Below are 23,908 nucleotides of genomic sequence, written 5' to 3' on the forward strand. Positions count from 1 at the left end.
AAAAATAAATTGCAGGTGTTGGTTTTTCTTTTCTCAGAGAAGCATAATAAATATATACCTATCTGCCTCTGGGTGCCCTACTGGTAAATTTATTGTGATGCGAATTGCTTTCTTACATACCAAGCTGCAAAAATTAGCAAATTGGAAAATACAAGCTGACAAGTTAGTCTGGGACTCACCTTTTACCACGGTGCTAGGACACCTAGAGTTATGCTGTTGCTTCAGTCTAGATTATGCTAGGCTTCACGTTAACGTTGTCTCTGTCTTAGAGAAGCTATTTTGGAAAAAGCCAATAGCCAGTGGAGACAGTCAGCTATATGCGTGCTATGGGAAGGTTAATGCTAACGTACTTAGTGGACTTGAAGTATGATAACACTTGGTTCGTTGGTACGTTCCCGAAATAACAGCTTGGGCATAGGGAAGGTAATTGATCTATCTGATACTCAAGCAACAGTTGAGTACTTTTGCTCAGTAAATCAGCGCAGAGAAAAAATTTTACCCTTAAGTTTGCTAGAGCAGTTCAAACTGGAGCGCCAAACTCGATGCTATATTTGCCTAGAAAGCCAAGAAGCATGGCTGATCGGCAGAATTTACGAATGGGATGAGGAACTTTACAAGTATCGCGTTGACTTACCTGATAAAAAGATGATCGCAGTAAGTGAGCAGGAAGTCTACGTACGTTGTAGTTTACCTCAACCAGACCCCATCGAAACTTTGGCCATGAAAGGGCACGAAACGCCCTATTTTCACGATAGACGCTTTGCTTTTGTTAAATGCTTAATTTTACAACGTGCTGTTAGTCGGGGAATGACGGGATTAATTTCCGCCAATATTAAGCTTTATCCACATCAAGTTGAAGTTGTCCGTCGTGTACTCGAAGACCCGATTCAACGCTATCTACTGGCGGATGAAGTTGGACTGGGAAAAACCATCGAAGCTGGCGCGATTCTTCGTCAATACCTATTGGATGAACCTTCTGGATATGCGGTAGTGCTAGTTCCGCAATATCTACTTCAACAATGGCAACAGGAATTAGAAAATAAGTTTTACATCTCCCACTTTCCCAAGCGGGTGGAAGTGTTGGCGGTTGAGGATATTCACAAAATCAACCCGAAAGCGAATATTGGCTTGGTAATTTTAGATGAAGCACAGCACATCGCAGCAATGGCGACCTCTAGCGATGCAGCAGTGCGCCAGCGTTTTGATACTTGTAAACATCTTGCCCATAAAAGCGATCGCCTGCTTCTATTATCGGCTACCCCGGTTCTCAACCACGAGCAAGATTTTCTCGCCATGCTACATCTGCTCGATCCGACAACTTATCAACTTAATGACTTAGCAGGTTTTCGTGAAAGGGTAGTAAAACGCCAAGAGATTGGTCGAATTCTGCTGTCATTTAAAGAAGGTGCAAACCCCTTCGTCCTGAAAACTAATCTCAAAAATCTCCGTAACCTGTTTGCTCAAGATGAGTATTTACTGGAATTTGTAGACAATTTAGAAAATAGTTTACAAGCAAAGACTGGCGATACAGTTGAAATGGTCAGGGCAATTCGTACCCATATTAGCGATACCTACAGACTTCACAGAAGGATGCTTCGCAATCGTCGTGCTTCCGTAGAAGATGTGATTTTTGACCGTAATATTACACCCAGAGCCGAATACGATTTAGATGAGCGATCGCCACACATCCACGAACTAATTGAGGAATGGCGTGAAGTAGCTCCTGATGACAAACAATATCACCAAATTTTTCTTTTGTTATTTCGTGCTTCTGGTACTTGGCTGGGTATTTTAAAACAGGTAATTCAAGCACGTTTAAACGGTGAGACAGCGCTGCGGGAGGGTTTCCCTCCGCAGGCGACTGCGTTAGCGCAAGCGGTAGCGAGGGACGAGCGTCACCCGTTCGCGCAGCGTCTCCGACAGGAGAAGGGTGTGTCCACTGCGGAAGTAATTCAAGAGTTTGGCGCTGATAGCGTTCGTACTCTGACTGAAACTCCTAAATTTGCTGGGGAAGCAGAGATATTGCAAAGTTTGCTGCGAATTTTAGAACAACCGTCAGAGGATGGCGATCGCCTAGAATTACTCAAGACAGTAATTCTCTATCAACTTTGCGAACCTTTAAAACTACAATCCTTGAAATTCAATCTCCCGAAATTGCTTGCAGAGGTTCAACAACGGATCAAAAGACCGATACCCGGAGACAGTCTACCAAAAATTGTTGTATTTACCAGCTTTGTGCAAACTTGCGCCGAAATTGTCCGTTACTTGAGCGATCGTTTTGGTGAGGAGACTGTTGTCAGTCATCAAGCTGGACAAACTCGCTCTCAAGTAGAGAAGAACTTAAATAGGTTTAAAACAGACCCCAAATGCTTTATTTTAGTTTGCGACTCCTCCGGCGAAGAAGGTCGTAACTTACAATTTACCAACTACATGATATGTTTTGACCTGCCTTGGTCGCCAAATCGTCTAGAACAAAGAATTGGTAGGATAGACCGGATTGGTCGTCCATTAAAAGTTGAATTAACAGTATTTGCTGGCGTAGATTTACCGGATAGTCTCCATGAGGCATGGTATCGCTTATTAAAAGAAGGCTTTAATATCTTTGAGCAATCTATTGCTAGTCTCCAGTTTTATGTTGATGAAAAATTACCAGTATTAGCAGAAATATTGTTTAAATATGGTGCAGATGGCATTTTAGAAAGTATCAATATAATTAAGCAAGAAATTGAGCAGGAACAAGTCAAAATTAGCGAACAAAATGCCCTAGACGAAATAGATGCTTTGGATGACAACGCTACCCAATATTTTCAAGCTTTAGACGATTATGATGCCCGTCATCAAGAAATCCAAGAAATAACTGAAAATTGTATTTGTGATGCGTTGAGATTTAGAGCAATCAATCATCCTAATTTATCGACACTAAAGCGTTATCAACCTACCGGAAATACATTAATTCCAGCAAATGATTTGAGCAGCAATTTTGCCGGGGTTTTAGAAAAATTTGGGACTTTTAACCGTAGGGTAGCAAATCAACAGCCTGATGTGAAACTCTACCGTATTGGTGAAAAATTTATCGAAGCACTATCATCTTATATCCATTGGGACGACCGAGGTAAAGCTTTTGCGATGTGGCGAGTTGAAGAAACTTGGGACGCGGGCGAAGGCGAAGAGTGGTATGGTTTCCGATTTAATTACGTTATTGAAACAAATTTAACGAATTACAAAGAAACTAATACAAAATCTAAAATTTTGCAAAGACGTGTTGATGGGTTATTCCCGCCAATTGTAGAAAATGTATTTATTGATGCTAGATATGAACCAATGTGTGCTGTTGAAGATGAGACTCTATTAAATATCCTGAAACGGCCTTATAAAGGCAAAGGGAGTCAATGCCGAGATTACAACTTAGCTAAAAGTCGTTTATCTATTCTTGATAACTTTATAGATGCGAGCAATTGGCCAGAATTTTGCTATCAGGCGCGTAGTAAGTCTTTAGAATTACTCAGCCAACGTCCCAAATTTATTGCATTATGTGAAGATAGCGCCACCCGTGCTGAACAAAAATTAGGTAAGAGACTAAACCAATTGCGTCTGCGTCTCAACAGACTTATTAACCAAGAGCGAATTTCTCATACGGTATTGGAGCAAGAACTCAATAACGAAACGGCATTAAGCCAAGTAATTATCGAAGGAATTCGTCATCCTAGTATTCGTCTTGATTCTGTTGGCTTTATTATCGTTTCTGGGCGAACTCCAGTGCAATCCCAGGAGGATGATTTATGAATGATTCATTCTCACAACTTCGGGAAATTCTCAAAACAGGTAAAATTCCTGAGGATATTAGTAATGTTACAGAACCTTGTCATCGGCGCTTGTTGGATGCACTGCGAAACTCGCCTGGGTCTGGGGATATTGTTAGCCTAGTGCGTCATGTGTTGCGACGCGAGGATGCAAAACAGGGTGGAAGTTCTCCAACTTATCTCCAAATACCTCGAAAACCGCCTTTTCTCGATAGCACTATTTGGGAGCAGGCTAGCATAACTGTATATGGTGAAGAAGAAGAATACTATCTCATCATGGCCAGTCCTTGGCAACCGGAATGGCTTGACCTGGCTGACCAATATCCGCCAGATGCACCTTTATTTAAAGAAGAAAATCGACGAAACTACAAACCAGTTTCCGGTGACCCGTTTTTGCAATTAATGAAGTATGAAAAATACAGCAGTATCGGACAGCGTGAAGCAATTCGAGCAGTTTTGACTGCTCCTGATAATTCAACTTTAATTATTAACTTACCTACGGGTGCGGGAAAAAGCCTTTGCGCTCAACTACCTGCATTGCTGAACTCCAGAAACAATAATGGTGTCAGCGTAGTAGTTGTCCCGACTACTGCGTTGGCTATTGACCAAGAACGGGCATTAAAATCTTTTGTACACCATGCCACAGCGTATTATAGCGATGATACTGTGGAGGGTAAAGAAAGAAGAGAAGGGATACGCGATCGCATTCGCGCTGGAAATCAAAGAATAATTTTTACCTCTCCTGAAAGTTTAATGGATTCCCTTGCACCTGCTCTGTATGAAGCAGCCAAACTGGGAATTTTACGGTATTTCATTATCGATGAAGCACACATGGTAGAGCAATGGGGTGATGATTTTCGTCCAGCTTTTCAAGAAATTCCTGGCTTGCGAAGAGATTTATTACGTCTTAGCTCTTTTAATACTTTATTATTAACAGCAACATTAACTGAATCTTGTTTAGACACCCTGGAAACATTATTTGGTCAAGATTTACAAGTTATATCTGCTGTACAATTGCGATCAGAACCTGCTTATTGGTTTAACAAATGTCCCAGTGAAGAAGTTAGAAAACAAAGGCTAATTGAAGCAGTTTATCATCTTCCTCGCCCGTTAATTATTTACGGGACTAAAGTTAAAGATGTCGAGGATTGGAAACGAGAATTAACCCGCGCCGGATTTAAAAGATGTGACCTGATTACAGGTAAATCTACTACTCAGGAACGGGAGCAATTAATTGAAAAATGGCGGGAAGGAAAGATTGATATAGTTGTTGCTACTTCTGCCTTTGGGTTAGGTATAGATCAAGCAGATGTGCGAGCGGTAATTCATGTTTGTATTCCCGAAACTATTGACCGTTTCTATCAAGAAGTTGGACGAGGAGGACGAGACGGGAAAGCTTCATTATCACTCACATTATATACAAAGGAAGACTTCAGAATTGCTGAAGGAATAAATGATAAATCAGCGATAACTATTGAATTAGGTTTGCAACGTTGGCAAACTATGTTTTATAAAAAAGAAACTATAAGTGATGGACGCTTTCGTGTACCAATAGAAACGCCTCGTTCATTTCAAGACAAAACTATTGATAAAATAAATTACCAAAATAGGGCTTGGAATATACGTACTTTGACGCTGATGAACCAAGCAAATCTAATTGAAATTGACTCAGCAGAACCTCCCCAGAGGAAAAACTTTGAATCACAATCAGAAGAAGCTTATCAAGCAGCTTGGGATTTGTACCGCAATTCTCGCATTATTCGTATCCGTAATCAATTGCACGATAAAAAATTAACTTGGGAAACTGAAGTTGAACCAGTGCGCCAGAAACGCCAAAGCTGGAGTTATAAAAACCTGCAATTAATGAAAGAAGCTTTAAACGCTAAACGTTGTATTTCAGAAATATTTGCGGAGGCGTATAGCATTCCCTCCCGTCAAACTCCAGAAACCAGAAATCCGGTTATAGTTTCTCGCGCTTGTGGGGGTTGTCCTGTTTGTAGAGAAAATGGCGTTACACCATTTCCAGGAATTATGCCTAGTTCCAGACCTGTATGGCAAAAACCCAATTTTATTCTCGGTCAAGAAATGCAAAGAGTGATTGCAGGTGAAAGAATCTTGCTTATTTTCTATGACTCCCTGGAACAATTGAATAAGTTTCAAAGAGGTAAAAAATTGTTTATGTGGTTAATAAAACAGGGAATGATGAATATTGTAATTTCTCCAGATTATCATTATTTTTTGAAAGAGAATAGTAGGATACAATTTCTATTTGATAGTTACGAACCTTTACTCATGCCACGTATTCCTACTCTGATTTTTCATCTTCCAGGGATACCTCTCCCATTAAAATATTTATCAAATTACAGTACGTCAACTACAACACGCATTATTTTACTTCCTATAAACACACCAGATCCAAACAGAGAAGACAGACGACTAATTAATGTTTTTTCTGGCAGATATTTTAAATTTGATGCATTTTGTACGGAGATTAGTATATGAGCGTTTTAAAAACAGGTTTAGCTCACCCCAGTAGAATGCGAGGAATATTTAGATATTTACTTCATGCTAAAGGCCAAAGGGAGAATAGAGACGTATTAGAAAGCATATTATCTCCTGATAAATTAGTTGAACATGTGCCAGAAAATAAGGAGAAATTGAAAGACAAAAAAATGTCACATCCCATGTTCAATGATGCTCTTAGGGAAAGTATAAAATGTAAACTTTTAATTGAAGAGGATGAAGAAGTTGCAATCAATCCAAATTTACCACAAGACGCAATAAATCCTCAGCTTGGTGACAGGTTATTACCTGATACTTTCACTTATCTATTTTTTGCATCTGATAACGAAGATGAAGAAGACTTTGGTCGAGTTTGTGCTTGGTATTTAGCACAGGATATTTATGATGCACCTGGGACTGGGGAAGAAGTAGAAAATCTGGTTAGCGAACAAAAAATAGGCGATTTTTTGAAAATGTCAAGCAGTCGCCTTTTTGTCCAAATGGATGACTGGATGCGCTACCTGGGTTTTGCATGGGGTCATACTTTGAGAGGAAAACCTGTAACAGTTCCAGATCCAACTGCTTATTTTAAACGAAATCTCAAGCATTTGTTTAATGGACGACAAGAAATTACAATTCAAGATTTTATTAATAGATTAGCAAAACGATGCCCTTTATTTGAAACCGGAAAGTTTCGAGAAGAAGTAGAAGCCCAAATTGGCTCACGGGAAACTAACTTTCTTTCTACAAGTACAGCTTTTGCCTTATTTAGGCTTCAAGAAGAGGGTGATATTCAGCTTGAGAGACAATCTGATTCATCCTTTATGATTTTACCAAAAGCCAATAACCAAGTTGATAATGATGGGCGAATTTCTCACATTATTTGGAAAGGAGAAAAATCATGAATTTTGAAAAATTTGTCTGCTGGAAGCTGGATATGATTCGTCAGGTGATGAATGTAGAAGCAACCCAAACTGCAAATCATTTGTTTCTAGCTACACATCATCCGATTGCAATGTATCGTCAGGACTCTATTAAGGCGTTATCACAAAAGGAATATGATGAAGCACAGTTTCTTCAAGATTTTTTAGGTGAAAGAGATTTTGCCTTTGTACCTGTTTTGGGTGAGACGGGTACGGGAAAGTCCCACCTAATTCGTTGGTTGCAAGCTAATATAAAATCAACTGATAGACGGAAGGTGTTACTCATTCCCAGAATTGGGACAAATTTAAAAGATATCATTGAAAAGATTTTAAATATTGCGGAATTTGAGGTAGATAAATTAGATGAGTACCGTAAACGGTTAAATCAATCGAGCCGCACTTTCACAGATAGGGCTGCAAGAGAACAATTATTAAACAATTTAGCTTTTCAAGTTGGTATTAACGGACAACATACACGTGCTAAACTTGCTGATGAAGAGACTCAGCAATATTTGATCGAAAATTTACCTGCTTTGTTATATGATGATTTTTTTCGAGAACATTTATTAAGAGATGGAGAAATTATTCATCGCTTGGTGATTCATACACTTGGATATCAATATACTATTGAAGATATTAACGAACGTCGTGAGTTTTCTATTGAGGATTTGCCTCTTAATTTTAAAGATATCGGAAAAGCCGGATACAAGGCAAAAGAGTTTTATCGTTCATTAGTAAGTGATCCTGAGTATATACAAAAGCCAACTGTAACTTGGTTGAACGATCACTTAGATGAAGCTATCACCCAAGTTTTAAATTTTGGTCGAGAAGACTTGCAGCAATTAATGCGTGAAGTCCGAGAGACATTAGCAGAAAAAAATATTGAATTAGTACTTTTAATTGAAGATTTCGCTAAATTACAAGGGATTGATAGAGAAGTATTAGAAGCAGTTTTAGCACGACCGCAACAAACAGAAAATAAACCTTTATGCGCTATGCGTACAGCTTTGGCTTGTACTACAGGTTACTTTAAAAGCTTGATTGATACAGTACAACAGCGCGTTACTTTCAGCGTCAATCTTAATATTGATACAATTGGTGAACAATCTTTAATTACTCAGAATGATATTCAGGTATTTGTTGCTAGATATTTGAATGCTGTTCGTTTAGAAGAAAGGGAAATTGAAAATTGGGCAAATTCTCAAAATAGAGATGAACTACCAAGTGCTTGTAGCGAATGCGAACATTCCCACGCTTGTCATACAGGATTTGGACATGTTCAGGGAATGGGTCTTTATCCTTTCAATTCTAAAGCTTTAGCGCAGATGTTTAGTAGGGTAAATCCAGGTGAATTTAATCCCCGAATTTTAATCAGAGATGTTTTAAAACACACTCTAGAAAATTCTATTGATGATATTAAAAATGGAACTTTCCCTTCAGTTACTTTAGGAAACTACTTTGGTAACATGAGATTGAGTAATGATGTAAAGTTAGATATTCAAGTCAAAGATCCACAAAATTCAAAGCGACGAGAGATATTTTTAGACTTGTGGGATGATAACAATGATCTTTGTAATTTGTCTCCAGAAGTTCATACGGCTTTTAATTTACCTCTGCTTGATGTCAAGACTAAACCGAAAGAAATTCCGTCAGTTATACCCGAAAATCGTCGAGTACCACCAAGGGTTGTAGAACCTTCAGGGGAATATCAGATTGATACTTTGCTACAAGACAAGCTGAAAATCCTTGACAATTGGAACAATCAACAAATTTTACCAGACGCGATCGCCAAAGATATCCGCGAGTTGCTTCGTCCCGCTATTATCGAAAAAATTGAATGGGATAATGAAATGCTGCTGAAGAATAGTTTCTTCGGTAGTGGTAAGTTATTTAAGCCTGACAATTTCAATTTCTATAACCCCAACAAAGTCAAAAGAAAAACTTATTCGGGTGTCGTTTTACCGCTTCCTCTCAACCCAGAGGACGGTAAGGAATTTACGGAAACTGCATACGTATTTCAAGGTATTCTAAAATACAACTACTATAAGGACTGGAAGTTTCCCAATGGCGATCGCTATTTTCGCATGTACGCCAAGTATCTAGAACGCTGGAGTCAGTACGTCATCGAAAAAATTCGCCTTTATCCCCGCGAATCTGGTGAACCTTGGAACCCCGTACCTGCTGCGGTGGAATTGTTAGCGATTAGTGCCACAATGGCAGGGTATCCTACTAATACGCTCGAAAATTTGATTAATTCTTTGTTTATCGACTTAGATAAAAGCGATAATACAACTCGTGCATCTAGTTGGAAAAAGCTGTTTGATACCTTTAGTCTCACGAGAAACCGAGAAGCATTATTAGATATTGTTAAAAGTCGAATTGCTTGTACAAAAGGTAGTAATTCAACGTTTCAAATTATTGATGCAATTCAAATTGTTGAACCTCTAGAAAAAGTGCGTAAATCTTGGCAACCTCAAGAGCAAATTCCTGAAAATGTCCGCGAGAAGTTTCCAGAGTTGCAAAAGGTACGTCAACAAGTCGATGAATTGTTAGAGAAAGCCATCCAAGAAGAGTACGAACGACAGCTAGATATCTATCAGCGTCTAATATCCGAATTAGGAGAAGATGTTAAAAAAAATGACCTAATTAAAGCTATCAATTCAGCTTTAGAAAACGCGCAAGATGCAGCTGTATTCCGTGGTAGAAAGAGTTTTGATGAAATGAAAACAATTTTAAATCAATTCAGAACTGGTACTGCAATTTCCAAATATTTAGAAATAATTAAGCAGGCACAGATAGAGAAAAATGATTCCGAAAATAACTCAGGTAAAATACTCCAGTATCTGAGTAAAGACTATCAAAAATTAAGTAAGGTAATTATAGACTCTCAAGAATTTCTCGATAACACTAAGAATTTCCTAGATACTTCGATTCTTGAAGCAAAAAGTCGTATTGCAGAGTTAGAAAAATCTGATGCCGCAACAGTAGAATCTAGTTACCAAGAAATTTGTGAGGGGCTAGCTAACTTACGGAATCTCATGAATGAAATTAAAGGTGACACAAAATGCTCTTAGAAAAATCACAAGAACTAATTGATTTATCTCAACGTAGAAAATCTCTGCAAAAGTTTGCAGGTAATCTTCAAATTATTCAAACTAGGCAAAAGCAAATTGCTGATGCAATTGCAACCATTCAGCCCCTTGTGGAAGCATTAAAAGCTTTTCGCCAAAGGGGTATTAACAATATTAATTTTACTCAAAATGTGGAGTCTATTCTAAGTTTCGTTATCAATGCTGAGGAGAATTTACAAAATAATCCTGATTGGATTCTTGACAATAAAAATTTTAAAGGTAATTTTTTAAAGTCAAATGTAGAAAATCTAAAAACTACACTAGAGCAGCAATTGAGCGCAGCATGGAAAAACTACCGCGATCAAAAAATGCCTAGCACTGATAATGAAATACTAAAATTTTGGTCTGAAGTAGAAGCTTCTAAACGAACTGTTTTACAAATTCAGATTATAGACAGAGAAATAAAAAAAGTTATTTATCCTAAAAATAATGATGAATTTGAAAGCTGTGAACGTAAAATAGAGCAATTCAACTATTCTTGGAATAGCCTAAATTCTAGTGAATTATCAGAAGCCGTATCACGTTTTCTCCAAGCTGTATCCGATAAAGGAGCGCCTTTAAATCTTTTAACTCCAGAAGTTCAAGATTGGATTAATCAAAATGGCATTTCTGATTCTTTTAAAATTCGCTTGACTTAAAGTAAGGGCAGAGAAAGGGTGACTACCAACTGGGATAAAATAATTAGAGAATTTTTAGATAAGTTGGAACGCCAGGAAGTCCAACTTTTGACGTGGGGAATTATTGATGGTGGATTTTCTGAAGATGAAATTAAAGAACTTGCGGACGATTTTCTCAATAATTGCGAGATTGATGAGGATGTTTGGGATTTTTTAGACCAAATCCTCGATCGCAAACTGTTGTTTGAATTCAACCTCAGAGGCGATCGCCTTTTCCGCACCCGGATGGCGGAAGCAGTGAGATTATTTGCCCGTCTTCGCCAACTGTTCCCAAATAATAATTGGCAAACATCTCCTACCTTAGTTGCTGATTATCGCTTACAAATCCGTCCGAGAATTTATCCTAACAGGTATATTACGCCAGAAGCAGTAATTGAGCAGTTGGCAGCAGACAAACTGCTAACTCCCATACAGCAAAAAGCCGTTACAGCGATACTGCTTTCTCACGATCGCGGTGAAGTTCAACTTGCAGACTTCCAGCTACGCGCTACAAGGCGGATGTTGCAGGATTTAAACAGCACAAAAAGTCGCGGGATGATTGTCTGTGCTGGGACAGGAACCGGAAAAACTTTATCTTTTTACTTACCTGCGCTGGCGCATATTGCAAGTTTGTTGAAAAAGGATGAGTATTGGAGTAAGGGACTGGCAATTTATCCCCGTAACGAACTCCTCAAAGACCAATTTTCTGAAACCTATCAAGAAGCACGTCGTCTCGATGCTGTCCTCAAGGCAGAAGGTAAGCGTAAAATTCTCATTGGTGCATTTTTTGGCTTAACTCCCAGAAGCGCAACTTTGGATCGGGTGCAGGATAAATGGGAAGCTGAAAGTGGTGGCTTTACTTGTCCTTATCTACGGTGTCCCAGATGTGAAGGTGCGCTATCTTGGCGACGGGCTGATGTGGAAGCCAGTAGAGAAAAGCTTTCTTGTCTCAACCCATCCTGCGGTGCTGTTATCCAAGAAGATGAAGTAATTTTGACACGCGATCGCATGGCGAAAAATCCCCCAGACCTAGTTTTTACCAGCACAGAAATGCTCAATCGGTCTATGGGAGACTCCCGTTACGGTCATGTATTTGGTATCGCATCGGCGAAAAAACCTCAGCTAGTTTTATTGGATGAGGTGCATACTTATACAGGTATCCACGGGGCACAAGTTGCTTACCTGCTGCGGCGTTGGCAGAGAATCATTAAGAAGAAAGTCCAATTTACCGGACTTTCAGCAACTCTAGAAAGTGCGGCAGAATTTTTCAGTCAACTTACAGGTTTAAACCCTGGTTTAGTGGAAGAAATTTCTCCTGGTGAAGACCAAATTGCTGAAGGAATGGAGTATCAATTGGTTCTCAGGGGCGACCCCGTATCAGGGACAAGTCTTTTATCTACTAGCATCCAAACGGCGATGCTGTTGCGGCGTGTACTCGACCCATCTGAAGACCCCCCTAGCAAAGGTTTCTATGGTTCCCGTGTTTTTGCCTTCACTGATGACTTAGATGTTACTAATCGTTTATTCCACAATTTGTTGGATGCTGAAGGTCGAGACAGTTGGGGTCGTCCCTTGCGCGGACGACAGCCATTAGCAGCTTTGCGATCGCATGGTGCAACTAATGGTAGAGAAAGGCTGATTGCCGCACAATCCTGGCTATTGTGTGAAGAAATCGGTCATGGTTTGGAACTACCTTTAAGTATTGGGCGCACCAGTTCCCAAGATACCGGAGTTACCCCAAATGCAGATGTAATTGTTGCTACTGCATCTCTAGAAGTGGGATTTAATGATCCAGAAGTAGGAGGTGTTATTCAGCACAAAGCACCGCGAGATATGGCATCTTTTTTGCAAAGGAAGGGACGGGCGGGACGACGCAGAACTATGCGACCTTGGACAGTAGTAGTGCTTTCTGATTACGGACGCGATCGCATTGCCTATCAAGGCTACGATATGCTGTTTAACCCAGTTTTAGAAAAGCGATCGCTTCCCATCGCCAACCGCTATGTTATCCGCATTCAAGCGGTTTTCGCCTTTATGGATTGGGTTGGACAGCAATTAGCTGCAACTAAAGGAAGTGTCTGGAGAGACTTTGCTAGTACCGATTTATACTTAATTAACCGTCAGCGACTAGAAATAGAATTAATCAAAAATATTCTCGAAACACAAGCAGGACAACGCAACTTAGAAACATATCTGCAATCAGCACTACACCTGACCAAAGATGAAGTCGAAGCAATTCTTTGGGAACCGCCCAGGTCATTGATGATGGCGGTGCTTCCTACTTTGCTACGGCGTTTAGAGTCTGGTTGGAAGCGCCTTCCGATTCATCCAGATGAATCAGACCAAGACTATCAAACCCGTGACCCCTTACCTGATTTTGTTCCCCCGAACTTATTTAGTGACCTGCTGTTGCCAGAAGTAACCATTACTACACCGCCACAAACGCGCAACAGTGAGCCAGATGTTAATTCTATGCCAATTGTCCAAGCCCTGAAAACCTTTACCCCAGGCAGGGCGACGCGCCGTTTCGGGGTACAGCATATTTATGCAACCCACTGGATTGCTCCGTCAGATTTGCAACAAAGAGAACAAGAATTACCCGTAGAAGATTATTGTGCCGAGTTTGAAGAAGCAGGGTATTTTCAATTGTGGCAAGATGGGCAAATTGTAGATATTCGCTGCATTCGCCCTTGGGCAATAAATCCTACCCAAGTTCCTGCCGATATTTCAATTACCTCTAACGCTCAATTGGAATGGCGCAGTCAAATCATACCACCCGGCTTGGGAATAAAACTCGAACTGCCTCAAGGTTCTCCCTGGTGCAAAATTATCACAGAAGTTTGTTGCTTTACTCACACTCAACAATCGCCTCTGGAAGTGCGGCGGTTTGCGATCGCATCCCATGCTAACATCCGCTTCGACAATGGGCAGGAACTTGATACAACAATTCGCTTCACCCAGAAACAGGATAGTAGTCCAGCGGCTGTGGGATTTGCCCAATCTGTTGACGGTCTAGTATTTCGCTTTCGCATTCCGCCTAATTTTAGTATTAGTCCCAGCGATGCCAATCAAGAGAAGATTCGGGGGTTTCGCACGGCATATTTCCGCTATCGGGTATTGACAGATGACAGATTGTGTGGATTAACAAATGTCTTTCAACGGGAATGGCTTTATCAAATATATATATCGATGCTTACCGACCGCGCCTTAACAGCCCAAATCTCCTTACATAAAGCTTTTGAAGCGCTTTTGGGTGAAAATATAGGTCAAGAAATGGCCAGGGTTCTGGACAATATTTTCCAAACATTGAATGTTGAGGAAACCTTACTAGAAGAAGGGGAATCTGCACCGGAACAAATTCAGGGACGGCAGAGAGTACATGATAGATTGCTAGCACTTGGCAACGCAGATATCATCCAAACTATATTAAATGACCTGGCACCGATTCTCTGGTCAGAACCTGATGAAGAGTGGCATTCTTGGGCAGCTTTACGTTTTAAAGCGACCTTGGGAGGGGCGCTGCTGGATGCTTGCGGACAATTGTGTCCTCATTTTGACTTGGGCGACCTGATTTTAGATATCGATCCTGGCCCGCGTCCACCAGATGCACCTGCTATTTCTGAGGGAGTAGAAGAAATTTGGATAACTGAATCTACGATTGGTGGCGGCGGGGTGATTGAGGAAATCTTGAGGCACTATGCTGCTGATCCGGCGAATTTTTTCCGCTTGGCGGGGAGTGCATTGTCACCTGGGGATTTTGAGATTGTGGACTCGGAATTGACGCGGTTACTGGAGTTAAGCCAAACTAGTGCAGATGTTGCCGATGCAATGGCAGATGTGCGGTTAGCCGCAGGATATGGTGAATTAAAACAAGCTAGCGATCGCCTCCGCAAAGTCCTGTCCTCTGAGGGGCTTTTGGTAACGCATCCGGTAATGACTGCAATTAACGCAAGGGTTTTGCGTCCTGGAAGTACCCCAGAAACCGATAAACTGCTGCTGGATTTGATTCGTTTGTGGCATCAGGAAGAAGCACGTTTAGGTATTGAAATTGATGCCAGGGTGTTTGCCTATGTCACCAGCAACGATGACCAATTGGAGCGAGCGTTGTTGCATCTTGGTTTAGTGCAGCCTAATCCCCATTGGCGGTTTCAAGTGATTTATGGGCTGTTGTGGGCAAGGGGAAATATAGTGCGTTCTCGCACCTTATCTTCCTATAATCCCTTCGTTGTGATTCCCGATGCTGATAGAGAAATTTTACTGGATGTTTTGCAAGTGGGCGATCGTACAGTTTGGTTGGATGAACCCGACTGGCGGGAACAGGTAGAAGATGCGTTTAAGCAAGGTGCTTCGGTTTCGCTGATAGCGCCTCCTGATGCGAGAGAAAATTTGAAGTCAGCGATTTTAAGTTTAGCAGTTGAACCTATGGAACTTGGGTTTTTGCAAGTTTATCCAGTCATGGAGGGGGTGCAGAGATATCCACGAGGGTTTGGAGTGAGGCTACGAGTCAGGGAGACAGTGCAGTAAAAAATATTGCCAAGATTTCTATAGACACATTTTCAATAATTAAGTAATATTACTAAGTTAATTTTATTACTAATTAAGTTAATTTTTGTAGATAGCAAAATATTTACGATTTCAGCACCATGCTATCTACTCCAGTTCATCAAATAAAAAATGCATTAGCTCAGGCTCTTGCGAATTTACCTGATTTCAATAACATGAACCCTTTTCAAAAAGGAAAAGTTATTGATGTAGCATTTAAATCTATTTTAAAGGATTTAATGGATCAGTTTGGCATGAAGCCAGGAATAGACTATGTAGATGATTTAGGTGATACTGAACCAGCAACTGATTTTGTTGCTTTATCTAAGAGAGCAGATGAACTAATTACAGGTTTGATGGAAGGAAAAATTATTGCTGTGAGTGGTTATTTAGCCAAAAGTAAAACAGGTAGAGAATATGAGGTTAAAGCATATTATAAACGAAAGTCAGTAGCTTAAAATTAACTACTTTAATTCAAAATTTTCCAATAATTTTGTAAAAATTTTATCACTATTTAATATGGAAGCAAAGTTTTTTCAACAAGGTAATTATATATATGAATGTAAAACTTCTCCTACAAATATGGAAGGTTATTTTGATATCTCATATTTACAGCAATCTGTAAATAAACTTAGAAAACGTTGGGAGAGAGGAAATATACCCAGTGGTTATCGTTATGTTTTCCCTGTTAATGAAATTAACGATAAAGCCATAAGCATTATTAATAATTTACAGGATGATTATCCCAGTATAGATATTAAATATTATGACTGCAATCAAGTTAATAAACTAATTATAAGTTTAGAAAAATTGGGGGATTTGAAGTCATTAGTTGATTATCTCAAGCAAGTAAGAGGTAAATAAAAGTGTCTCAAGAATTATATTTTTATAAACAAAAAATACTCAAAGATAATGCCGCTAAAATTCTTTCAGAAGAAGAAATATATGAAGCAGTTAAAGTATTATTAGCAAAACGAAATTTAGATAATGAAAGTTCTGTGCGAGATAGGCTCTTTCAAGAAGTTGAACTAGAATCACTTCAAATAAGTGCTTATTCTCCAGAGATTGAGACTTTATTAGAGAAAGACATTCAGTTTATCAATCCACAATCGAGATTTTTTATGATGAATAAAAATATGTGGATAGCTATTAAATTTTATATTATTTCTCACTACATCAAAGTAAATGATGGTAGTAAATTAGATACTGAAAACAGTAATGAAATTGATCATTTAATTAAGAAACTTAAGCAGCAAAATCCTGAAATAAGTCATGATTACTCAAAATTAAATAAATTATATAACCAAAAAATGCTATTTATTAATATTCAATAGTTAATAATCAGCGTAACTTATATTTGTGATTTATTAACAATGCCCTTATGCTACATCTACTCCTCTTAAGTACCCATCAAACCCCAGACTTACTGCAAACAATTTCGTAGCTTCACTCAGCAACCGCAGTCAGTCTGTGTGGTTTTTTGCCTTGGATATCCTGTATCCTCGTTATCGGTAACATCAGCAAAACTTCTTATACATAGAATCATCTGAGAATTACGGCATCGCACTCATCCACAACGCTATGATCGTTGATTAATTGAGGCACAATAGAACCAAAGGCACTGTGAACACACAATGACTATTCAATTGATGGTTCAACCCTCATCCTTAATTTCTTCTGGTATCAGGATGAGCGAATTCGGTGATATTTATCTGTTTAAATTTACCGATGAGCTACAGTCTCGTTTTGAAGAACTGTTGCAAAAGAAAAAAGCTGATACGCTCACCCCTGAAGAAGAAGCTGAATATATGGGCATTTCCGAATTAGAGCGAATATTTACCTTGATTAACGCTCAACTAGCGGCGAAAAGTAAATCGTATCCGAACAAACTCGAAGACTTGTAAGAAAACGAGCTGAATATCTCTGCGAATACTGTCACTCTCCAGAATACTTGAGTCCAGACCGTTTTACCATTACCCTATTAATCCAGGCAAAATAGAACTAAAGCATTGTGAAAATATCATGACTAATCCAACCAGAGTTCAAAACTGATGCCGGATGAAACACCTGTAGATCCCTTTCTAGCCCAGTTATATGAAGGATACACCGAGGCGGAAGTAGCAGAAATAAAGCAGTATCTAGCTGAGTGGGATGCTTCTACCTATATCAGCGTAGCTCAGAGTATTTTAGACCATGCTTCCAGAAAAGAATTCGAGCCATTGAAATATCTGCGAAAAGCCCATAGCTTCAATAAAAAAAGAGCAGTCAGAGTTCCGAAAACAGGATATCGTCAAGATGGTTCAGCAGTTTATCGAAAAGGAAATGAATATTTAATTGTAAGACCCGATAATTTTGGTGTTGAAAAAATAGTCACTTATGGAGTAAATGATGACTAAAGCAATGCTCAATACTCAAAACCCTGAAATTACGAGAAACTACATCACTCACCTATTACAGCAGCTAACTGACGATTATAAAAATACCAAAGAAGAACGAAAAAAATTAGCTTCTCTATCACCTGCTTCTGATGAAGAATTTACTCTTTTAGAAGAAATCGAACTGTTAACAGTGGATATCCGAGGCTATGCCAGTCAAATTCAGGCAAGGGGTAGAATCGAAAATGAAGAGAAGGCAATTGAGCGATTGCAAACTATGCACGTCTTTGATGTTCCAACTATTGCTCAATTTTACTTTGTCACCGATGAAGACTACAGGCAAATAAAAGCTTATATTAGAATGCTCGATTACTTACGCTTGCTGATTCTAGAATATTTGCGCTCGTGCCAAAATTTACAACAAGAATCTGCTCAGATTGAATAAAATTAAATGCCTTCCCGCTATATTCACTCCCGCCTAAGTTCCCGCCAAATCTCTGACTTACTCCAAACAATCTTCGTCGCTGAACTTATCACCCCCAGCCAATGCGTGTGGCTTGTGTCCCCGTGGATATCTGACATCCCCGTTATCGATAACACCGCCAACACCTTCTTGTGCTTAGAACCCTCATGGAGTCGTTCCCGCATTCGCCTCTCTCAAGTCCTCGCCACTCTAGCAGAACGCGGAACGACTGTACACATTGCTACTCGTCCCGACTCTCACAACCACAGATTTATTGAACAAATCAAAGTCAAAACTGACTATCAAAACTTTCCCGTGCGATTCCACATTACCGAAGAACTTCATGCAAAAGGTATCCTGGGAGATGGGTATTATCTTGCTGGTTCGATGAACTTCACATACAACGGTATTACAATCAATGAGGAAGTTGTAACTTACGAAACATCCCCAGAAGCGATCGCCGAACAACAGGTAATTTTTACTAACCGTTGGGGAGGGGTGGAACCATGACCAATCCTAGCAATACTGATGTCCGCCGCTTTCTAGAGCAGTTCTTTAGCACAGGTAATCAATTAGACCTGGTAAAAATTGAACGCGGCGAAGGAAGTCATGCCAAAATTCGTCCTTGGGTGGAACGACTGACCCAAGCTGAACCTCAACCAACTGTTCTCCCCCGTTGGCATGAAGAACGTGTAGATTGGTATGGAATAGCTCAAAGCCAACGCCAATTACGCTCTTTGAGTGAAGAATTGATGGCATTCGTTGGCCCCTCCTACTCTACATTCCGGGGACAAAGAGCGCAACTAAACTTACAAGACCCTGTAGAATTGGCAGTTTATGAATTTACTGGCGGTGCAGTAGTCAAATTGAGCGGACAGGCGACTACTATTTGGGAAGCACTAGAACGGATGCGCCGGGTGAGTGAGAGACGGGTGAAACGGAGCGCAGATATTCCCCGTCCCACAGGTCGGGTACTGCGGGACTTTTACATGGCGCTGCAAGCAGGCGATCGCATTTCTGCGGAAAACTCACTACAATACCTTGTAGACCAGCATCGCTTGGATGCGCTGAATCTGCTGTTCCTGCGGGTGCAACTCTTAGCAGAACTGGAGCAATGGCACGAGTTGCTTACCCTCCCGGAACTAGGCAATCTTTTGCAGGTTCGCCGACCCTTTGCAGTTACCCAAGCCTTACTTAGAGCAGTGTACCGCAATGAACTGCAACATTTTGAGGACAATAATGCCCCCGGCAGTGCTGTAGTCTATTTCCAAGAAGTAGTTTTCCCCCGTTACCACAATCTTTTTGCAGTCCGCGCAGGCAGTAAAATCCCGGAAGTACTGAAATTATTTATGCTGCTGGCGGTGGGTGGAAAACCAGCAAAACCAGCACTTCGAGATGAACTGCTGGCAATTGGGGAAGTTGAGGAAACTCACCGCAGCTATTTGCAAAGGTTAGCTGCACTGTTAAGAGATGCTACCCCAGACAGCAAAGGCGAACCCTTGCAACAAGCCGAACAGCTATCTAAAAACGGAGACTTCGACCAAGCCTTTTCATTGCTTTGTCATGTTCCGTCATCGAAAGAGAAAGTTCGCTTGCTCCTCCAATGCGCCTACGAGTTGCAAACTTTGGCAGTCGAAAAAGCTGCATTGGAAGCCTTCCATGAGTTGACGACTGACGAGCAAACAGCCTTGGTGAAGGTACGCTGGAACCAAGATTTTCTTACTCAACTACGAGGAAACCAGGAAAGTACAATTGAAAATACCCCAACAGCAGAAGCAATCCCATCAAATTGGCTGGAGTGGCTGTTGCAACTGGACAAAGAGCCAAGTTGGGAACGTGCGCTATACACTGCACGCCAGGGTTCTGCCGAGTGGGATGTCACTAGCTTGCTTACACAACCACAGGCGGTAGCAGAATTTTACGAATTGTTAAATAAAGTAGGCTCAACAGCTGAATCTGTTCTGCACGATGCGCTTCCCTACTTGCTGGCGTTTTTTCAAAAAGATGAACAATTTCCCCGTGGCGAGTTTCTCACCCTTTATCACTCGCTGCTAGAACTGCTAGTTCTGAGTACAGAGGGTGGAGATGTTGATTTGGTTTTGTTCAATGATTTAGCGATCGCTCTTTTAACTTTGGGAGTTAATACAGCAAAATATACAGAGATTTTAGACTATGCTTTGGAGCTTTGGGAAAGGTTCGCCTCACCCAAAAAGATTGATTGGGTGCTTGACTTTATTGATGTATTAGTATCATACCCTTGCCCAGTCCAACAAAAGCGCGAACAACTTTTATTTGCTGTGGCTGAAACCTTATACCGCTTTGCAGAACGTATTGATGAAGTACAAAAGGGAATCTTTCGCGCTTTAGTCAAAGATTTACATTTAGGAGAATCGCTTCCAGATTTGCTTGGCGAACAAGCGAGTTTAGTCGAGCAAAATCTGGAAATTGAAGCCAATATTTTCCAAAAACTCAAGAGTAAATCTGTTCTTATTTACACTCTCACAGAAACCGCAGCAATCAGAGTAAAAAGTATTTTAGAAGCAGCTTGTAAAGAAGTGACAGTTTATCTCAGCCATGACAAGGGAGGTAACGATAGGCTGCGTCAGTGGGTGAAAAATTCTGACATTGTTGTGATGGTGACGGCTAGTGCTAAACATGCAGCCACAGATTTTATTGAAGCAAATCGTCCATCACATCTTGCGCCGATTATTTTAGTTAACAGTAAAGGTAGTGCAAGTATGCTGCGTACTATACGGGAGTATTTAGCTGGATGACGAATCAAGAGGTAAGAATAGGTTGTCTTCAATAAGTGCGCGGACTTCAGGAGATACTTGACTTTGATTGAGACAATCTATTAGCAATTTATTGGTTTGATAATAGCGTAGTATAACTTCTAATTCCTCCTCCATAATCCACTCCTGATTACCTATATTGCGATGCTCGACTATCCAATCTCTGAAGTCTTCAAACCATTCAAAATCTTCATTCTCCCACAACTTTATAATCTTTTCTGAATTTGTATCTAACTGTGGTAGTTTGTTTTTGAGTTGTATAAGTGACTCTAACAAGTTAGATTGGCAAATTTCACTAAATGTAATTATCGATTCAAATAACTTAGTTATTTTATAAATCAGCTTATATTCTTCAATGTTTTCACAATCAAATAATTCAATAGCAATTTCAAAAGCAAGAACAATACAATAGTCCAACTCAATTTTGTCTTTTATACTAAAACAAGAGTCAAATGAACGACGAATATTGCTATCGATTGCACAAACTAACTCCATAATATTATCAGTTGATAAACATAAAAAACACCAGCCTAAGTATTCTCCTCTGTTGGTATGTAAGGAAGATAGAATAAAATCGCTAAATAAATAGAAAGCTCGAACTGCTGAACCTTTATAATTTGTATTCAACAAACTTATTTTTGAACTTTTCTGATTAATCAAATCTTGTAAATAATAATTATCGGAGTTTGATTCATTAAATGAAATTTCAACTTCGGAAAAATCGAGATTCTTTTCTAAACCATCATCTTCTGAATCTTCGTTCCATCTATTCCAGCAATTGTTCTCGTTATACTTAACTAGCTGTTCAAAGCCTTGCGTAAATAAACGTACCAAAGTATCAGTATTAGGCAACATCTCAACCGCCATGAAAAATACCTCGCGCCAGCGCGGTTCTGTAATATGAATCAGTAGTTTTCTCCAACCTTGTTGAGAATTGACTAATTCTTCAGCTATCAAATACTCTTGAAAGGTTTGATGAGAGAAAGCATAGGTTTTCCATGTCTTCTTTACCAATAGGCCAGATAAAACTTCAATTTCAGACAACTTACTGGAACAGTTGTCGATATCAGGCAAAATTTCTCCTTCTTCAAAAGACGACTTACCCTCCTCAAAAGTAATAACTGCTATTCGCCTTAAAGCCTTTCTCAACTCAGCTATATTTAGCTGAACACGGTCATTAAATTGGTTCCATTTCTCTAACAGCAGGTTAATTCCTTCTTTGTAAACGTCAACTCTTTTAGCAGGTAAATCTCCTATTTCTTGAAAAATTAAACAAATAAGGTGAAGTAGCAATGGTGTATCAGCTAGTTCTAGTATGCGTTTATTTTTCTCTAATTTCAGATTTATAATTAAATTATTTGCTAATATTTCTTTGCGTATTTGCGTAGCTTCCTGACTCTCTGCAAACCAATTTTTGATAAATATATCTATTTCTAGTTGTTCAAAATCAGCTACTTTACATAAAATAAAATTGCCAAAAGCTTTAGATTTATACGCCTGATATTCTTTTCGACAAGTCACTATAACTCGATTATCGTCATACTCATCAACTAAGTGATGAATTTCTTTGAAAACTGCTCCATTTTTATCTTCTGTCACTTCATCCAAGCCATCCAGCAAAAACAATAATCTACCGTTGTCTAGTAATACTTCTAATTCCTTTTCTGAAATATGACTACGGCAATATTTTCTGCGAATGTACCTCATTAAATTAATTTCATCTGCACTTTTGGCATTTTCAGCCAAGGTTCTCAAACTGATAAAAACAGGTATAGGCTTAGGTTGAAAATCAACCTCATCACAGTGAACAGCAATATATTGCAGTAAGGTAGTTTTACCCGCACCTGGTTTACCCAACACCATCAACTTAGGGTTCTTCACTACTACTTCTTCCCATAATCGTCGTTCTTGACTAAACTCCTCTGAGCTAAACTGTTGCGATTCATTAAGCTTAGTCTGCACATAAATTTGGCTGAGATTCCCCTGCATAGGAGAATAGAGGAGATTGAAAGTACACAAGGTTTCGCACTCGTTTTGTATCGTTTTGTCGAAATGCGATCGCACCTTCTGCACCAGTACCTCAATATCCTCTGGGTTGGTATACTGGTCAGCAAATAATTCCTTGCGCGGTTCGATAAAGTCCATAATCTGAGAAAGAACATCACCAGAAGTTATAAAACCTGCATTAGCTCGCCTAATATCCTCGAAATTATCTAGAAAAGCTCTGATTTTGTCATAATCCCAAATATCATATCCTTTCAAAGGAACGCTATCTTGAAATTCCTGAAAGATATCGTATGCTTTATCTTTTGTTCCCTTATTTTGTACAGGTGTTAAAACAACATTTGTAGCGAAAATATAATAATCAGGTTGGCGACTACGTTTTTTGGGATTAGCAAAATCCTCAAGTTCAGATTTTAGCTGCTTCAACGCCCACTCACCATCTTCTTGTGAATTTTGAGGTCGTTGTCTAAATTTGGCTTGAATGACAATATATCCATTCCAAGGATTATCCTCAGATGGGTAACGAGTCCGACCATTGAAAGTAGCTTCACGTCCTCCGTCCGGGCCATCACCAAATACTACAACTCCAGGGCTGACTACTTTGAGTGCGATCACTTGAATTAATTGTTCAAAGGAGCGTGTATTTAATCCAGCGAGATTGTAGTCAGTCATGGTACTTATGTATTATTCCACATTATAGCTATCAATAATACCGCATAC

16 protein-coding genes are annotated in these 23,908 nt (G+C 39.7%); 15 read left to right on the top strand and 1 reads right to left on the bottom strand.

What is annotated here, in order from left to right; genetic code table 11:
• Positions 1-97: 97 nt before the first annotated feature.
• The 15 genes from I8748_RS32075 to dpdD all read left to right on the top strand — a co-directional run bounded on the left by I8748_RS32075 (position 98) and on the right by dpdD (position 21,166).
• Positions 98-370: a hypothetical protein gene (locus tag I8748_RS32075; RefSeq protein ID WP_198128513.1), complete on the top strand. Its 273-nt coding sequence runs from the start codon at positions 98-100 to the stop codon at positions 368-370.
• Positions 367-3,783, top strand: a complete 3,417-nt coding sequence (gene dpdE / locus I8748_RS35520; protein WP_225896609.1) for a protein DpdE — start codon at positions 367-369, stop codon at positions 3,781-3,783. The genes I8748_RS32075 and dpdE overlap by 4 nt, the downstream gene beginning before the upstream one ends.
• Positions 3,780-6,302: a protein DpdF gene (gene dpdF / locus I8748_RS32090; protein ID WP_198128514.1), complete on the top strand. Its 2,523-nt coding sequence runs from the start codon at positions 3,780-3,782 to the stop codon at positions 6,300-6,302. Before dpdE ends, dpdF begins: the two co-directional genes overlap by 4 nt.
• Positions 6,299-7,207, top strand: a complete 909-nt coding sequence (dpdG, locus tag I8748_RS32095; RefSeq protein WP_198128515.1) for a protein DpdG — start codon at positions 6,299-6,301, stop codon at positions 7,205-7,207. The genes dpdF and dpdG overlap by 4 nt, the downstream gene beginning before the upstream one ends.
• Positions 7,204-10,299, top strand: a complete 3,096-nt coding sequence (gene dpdH / locus I8748_RS32100; RefSeq protein ID WP_198128516.1) for a protein DpdH — start codon at positions 7,204-7,206, stop codon at positions 10,297-10,299. Before dpdG ends, dpdH begins: the two co-directional genes overlap by 4 nt.
• Entirely contained in the window at positions 10,290-10,994 is a 705-nt protein-coding gene (locus I8748_RS32105) for a hypothetical protein (protein ID WP_198128517.1), read from the top strand. The genes dpdH and I8748_RS32105 overlap by 10 nt, the downstream gene beginning before the upstream one ends.
• An 18-nt stretch (positions 10,995-11,012) precedes the next feature.
• Complete coding sequence (gene dpdJ / locus I8748_RS32110) at positions 11,013-15,536, top strand: protein DpdJ (protein WP_198128518.1); 4,524 nt, start codon at positions 11,013-11,015, stop codon at positions 15,534-15,536.
• Positions 15,537-15,655: 119 nt separating this feature from the next.
• A complete protein-coding gene (locus I8748_RS32115; RefSeq protein ID WP_198128519.1) occupies positions 15,656-16,012 on the top strand; it encodes a hypothetical protein in 357 nt (118 codons plus the stop codon).
• 61 nt (positions 16,013-16,073) lie between these two features.
• On the top strand, positions 16,074-16,418 hold the full coding sequence (locus tag I8748_RS32120) for a hypothetical protein (protein WP_198128520.1): 345 nt from the start codon (positions 16,074-16,076) through the stop codon (positions 16,416-16,418).
• A 2-nt stretch (positions 16,419-16,420) separates the two neighbouring features.
• Positions 16,421-16,888, top strand: a complete 468-nt coding sequence (locus I8748_RS32125) for a hypothetical protein (protein WP_198128521.1) — start codon at positions 16,421-16,423, stop codon at positions 16,886-16,888.
• Positions 16,889-17,188: 300 nt separating this feature from the next.
• The gene (locus I8748_RS32130; RefSeq protein ID WP_198128522.1) at positions 17,189-17,458 is read left to right on the top strand and encodes a hypothetical protein; all 270 of its coding nucleotides are present in this window, start codon (positions 17,189-17,191) and stop codon (positions 17,456-17,458) included.
• Between the two features lie 147 nt (positions 17,459-17,605).
• Positions 17,606-17,950 carry a hypothetical protein gene (locus I8748_RS32135; protein WP_094330697.1) on the top strand — a complete coding sequence of 115 codons (345 nt, stop codon included), beginning with the start codon at positions 17,606-17,608 and terminating at the stop codon, positions 17,948-17,950.
• Positions 17,943-18,374, top strand: coding sequence for a hypothetical protein (locus tag I8748_RS32140; protein ID WP_198128566.1), 432 nt, complete (start codon positions 17,943-17,945; stop codon positions 18,372-18,374). The genes I8748_RS32135 and I8748_RS32140 overlap by 8 nt, the downstream gene beginning before the upstream one ends.
• A 6-nt stretch (positions 18,375-18,380) precedes the next feature.
• On the top strand, positions 18,381-18,902 hold the full coding sequence (dpdK, locus tag I8748_RS32145) for a phospholipase D-like domain-containing protein DpdK (RefSeq protein ID WP_198128523.1): 522 nt from the start codon (positions 18,381-18,383) through the stop codon (positions 18,900-18,902).
• Positions 18,899-21,166 carry a protein DpdD gene (gene dpdD, locus I8748_RS32150; RefSeq protein ID WP_198128524.1) on the top strand — a complete coding sequence of 756 codons (2,268 nt, stop codon included), beginning with the start codon at positions 18,899-18,901 and terminating at the stop codon, positions 21,164-21,166. Before dpdK ends, dpdD begins: the two co-directional genes overlap by 4 nt.
• Here the strand turns inward: dpdD and I8748_RS32155 are convergent.
• On the bottom strand, positions 21,155-23,860 hold the full coding sequence (locus I8748_RS32155; RefSeq protein ID WP_198128525.1) for an NACHT domain-containing protein: 2,706 nt from the start codon (positions 23,858-23,860) through the stop codon (positions 21,155-21,157). The genes dpdD and I8748_RS32155 overlap by 12 nt on opposite strands.
• Between the last annotated feature and the right edge of the window lie 48 nt (positions 23,861-23,908).

The sequence above is a fragment of the Amazonocrinis nigriterrae CENA67 genome, assembly GCF_016056305.1.
Lineage (GTDB): Bacteria > Cyanobacteriota > Cyanobacteriia > Cyanobacteriales > Nostocaceae > Amazonocrinis > Amazonocrinis nigriterrae.

Excerpts from the sequence above, each read along its gene's own strand:
- I8748_RS32115 (WP_198128519.1), top strand. The coding sequence starts at position 15,656 with ATGCTATCTACTCCAGTTCATCAAATAAAAAATGCATTAGCTCAGGCT.
- dpdE (WP_225896609.1), top strand. The coding sequence starts at position 367 with ATGATAACACTTGGTTCGTTGGTACGTTCCCGAAATAACAGCTTGGGC.
- dpdD (WP_198128524.1), top strand. The coding sequence starts at position 18,899 with ATGACCAATCCTAGCAATACTGATGTCCGCCGCTTTCTAGAGCAGTTC.
- I8748_RS32135 (WP_094330697.1), top strand. The coding sequence starts at position 17,606 with ATGCCGGATGAAACACCTGTAGATCCCTTTCTAGCCCAGTTATATGAA.
- dpdF (WP_198128514.1), top strand. The coding sequence starts at position 3,780 with ATGAATGATTCATTCTCACAACTTCGGGAAATTCTCAAAACAGGTAAA.
- dpdH (WP_198128516.1), top strand. The coding sequence starts at position 7,204 with ATGAATTTTGAAAAATTTGTCTGCTGGAAGCTGGATATGATTCGTCAG.
- I8748_RS32155 (WP_198128525.1), bottom strand. The coding sequence starts at position 23,860 with ATGACTGACTACAATCTCGCTGGATTAAATACACGCTCCTTTGAACAA.
- dpdG (WP_198128515.1), top strand. The coding sequence starts at position 6,299 with ATGAGCGTTTTAAAAACAGGTTTAGCTCACCCCAGTAGAATGCGAGGA.
- dpdK (WP_198128523.1), top strand. The coding sequence starts at position 18,381 with ATGCCTTCCCGCTATATTCACTCCCGCCTAAGTTCCCGCCAAATCTCT.
- I8748_RS32120 (WP_198128520.1), top strand. The coding sequence starts at position 16,074 with ATGGAAGCAAAGTTTTTTCAACAAGGTAATTATATATATGAATGTAAA.
- I8748_RS32075 (WP_198128513.1), top strand. The coding sequence starts at position 98 with ATGCGAATTGCTTTCTTACATACCAAGCTGCAAAAATTAGCAAATTGG.
- I8748_RS32105 (WP_198128517.1), top strand. The coding sequence starts at position 10,290 with ATGCTCTTAGAAAAATCACAAGAACTAATTGATTTATCTCAACGTAGA.
- I8748_RS32130 (WP_198128522.1), top strand. The coding sequence starts at position 17,189 with ATGACTATTCAATTGATGGTTCAACCCTCATCCTTAATTTCTTCTGGT.
- I8748_RS32140 (WP_198128566.1), top strand. The coding sequence starts at position 17,943 with ATGACTAAAGCAATGCTCAATACTCAAAACCCTGAAATTACGAGAAAC.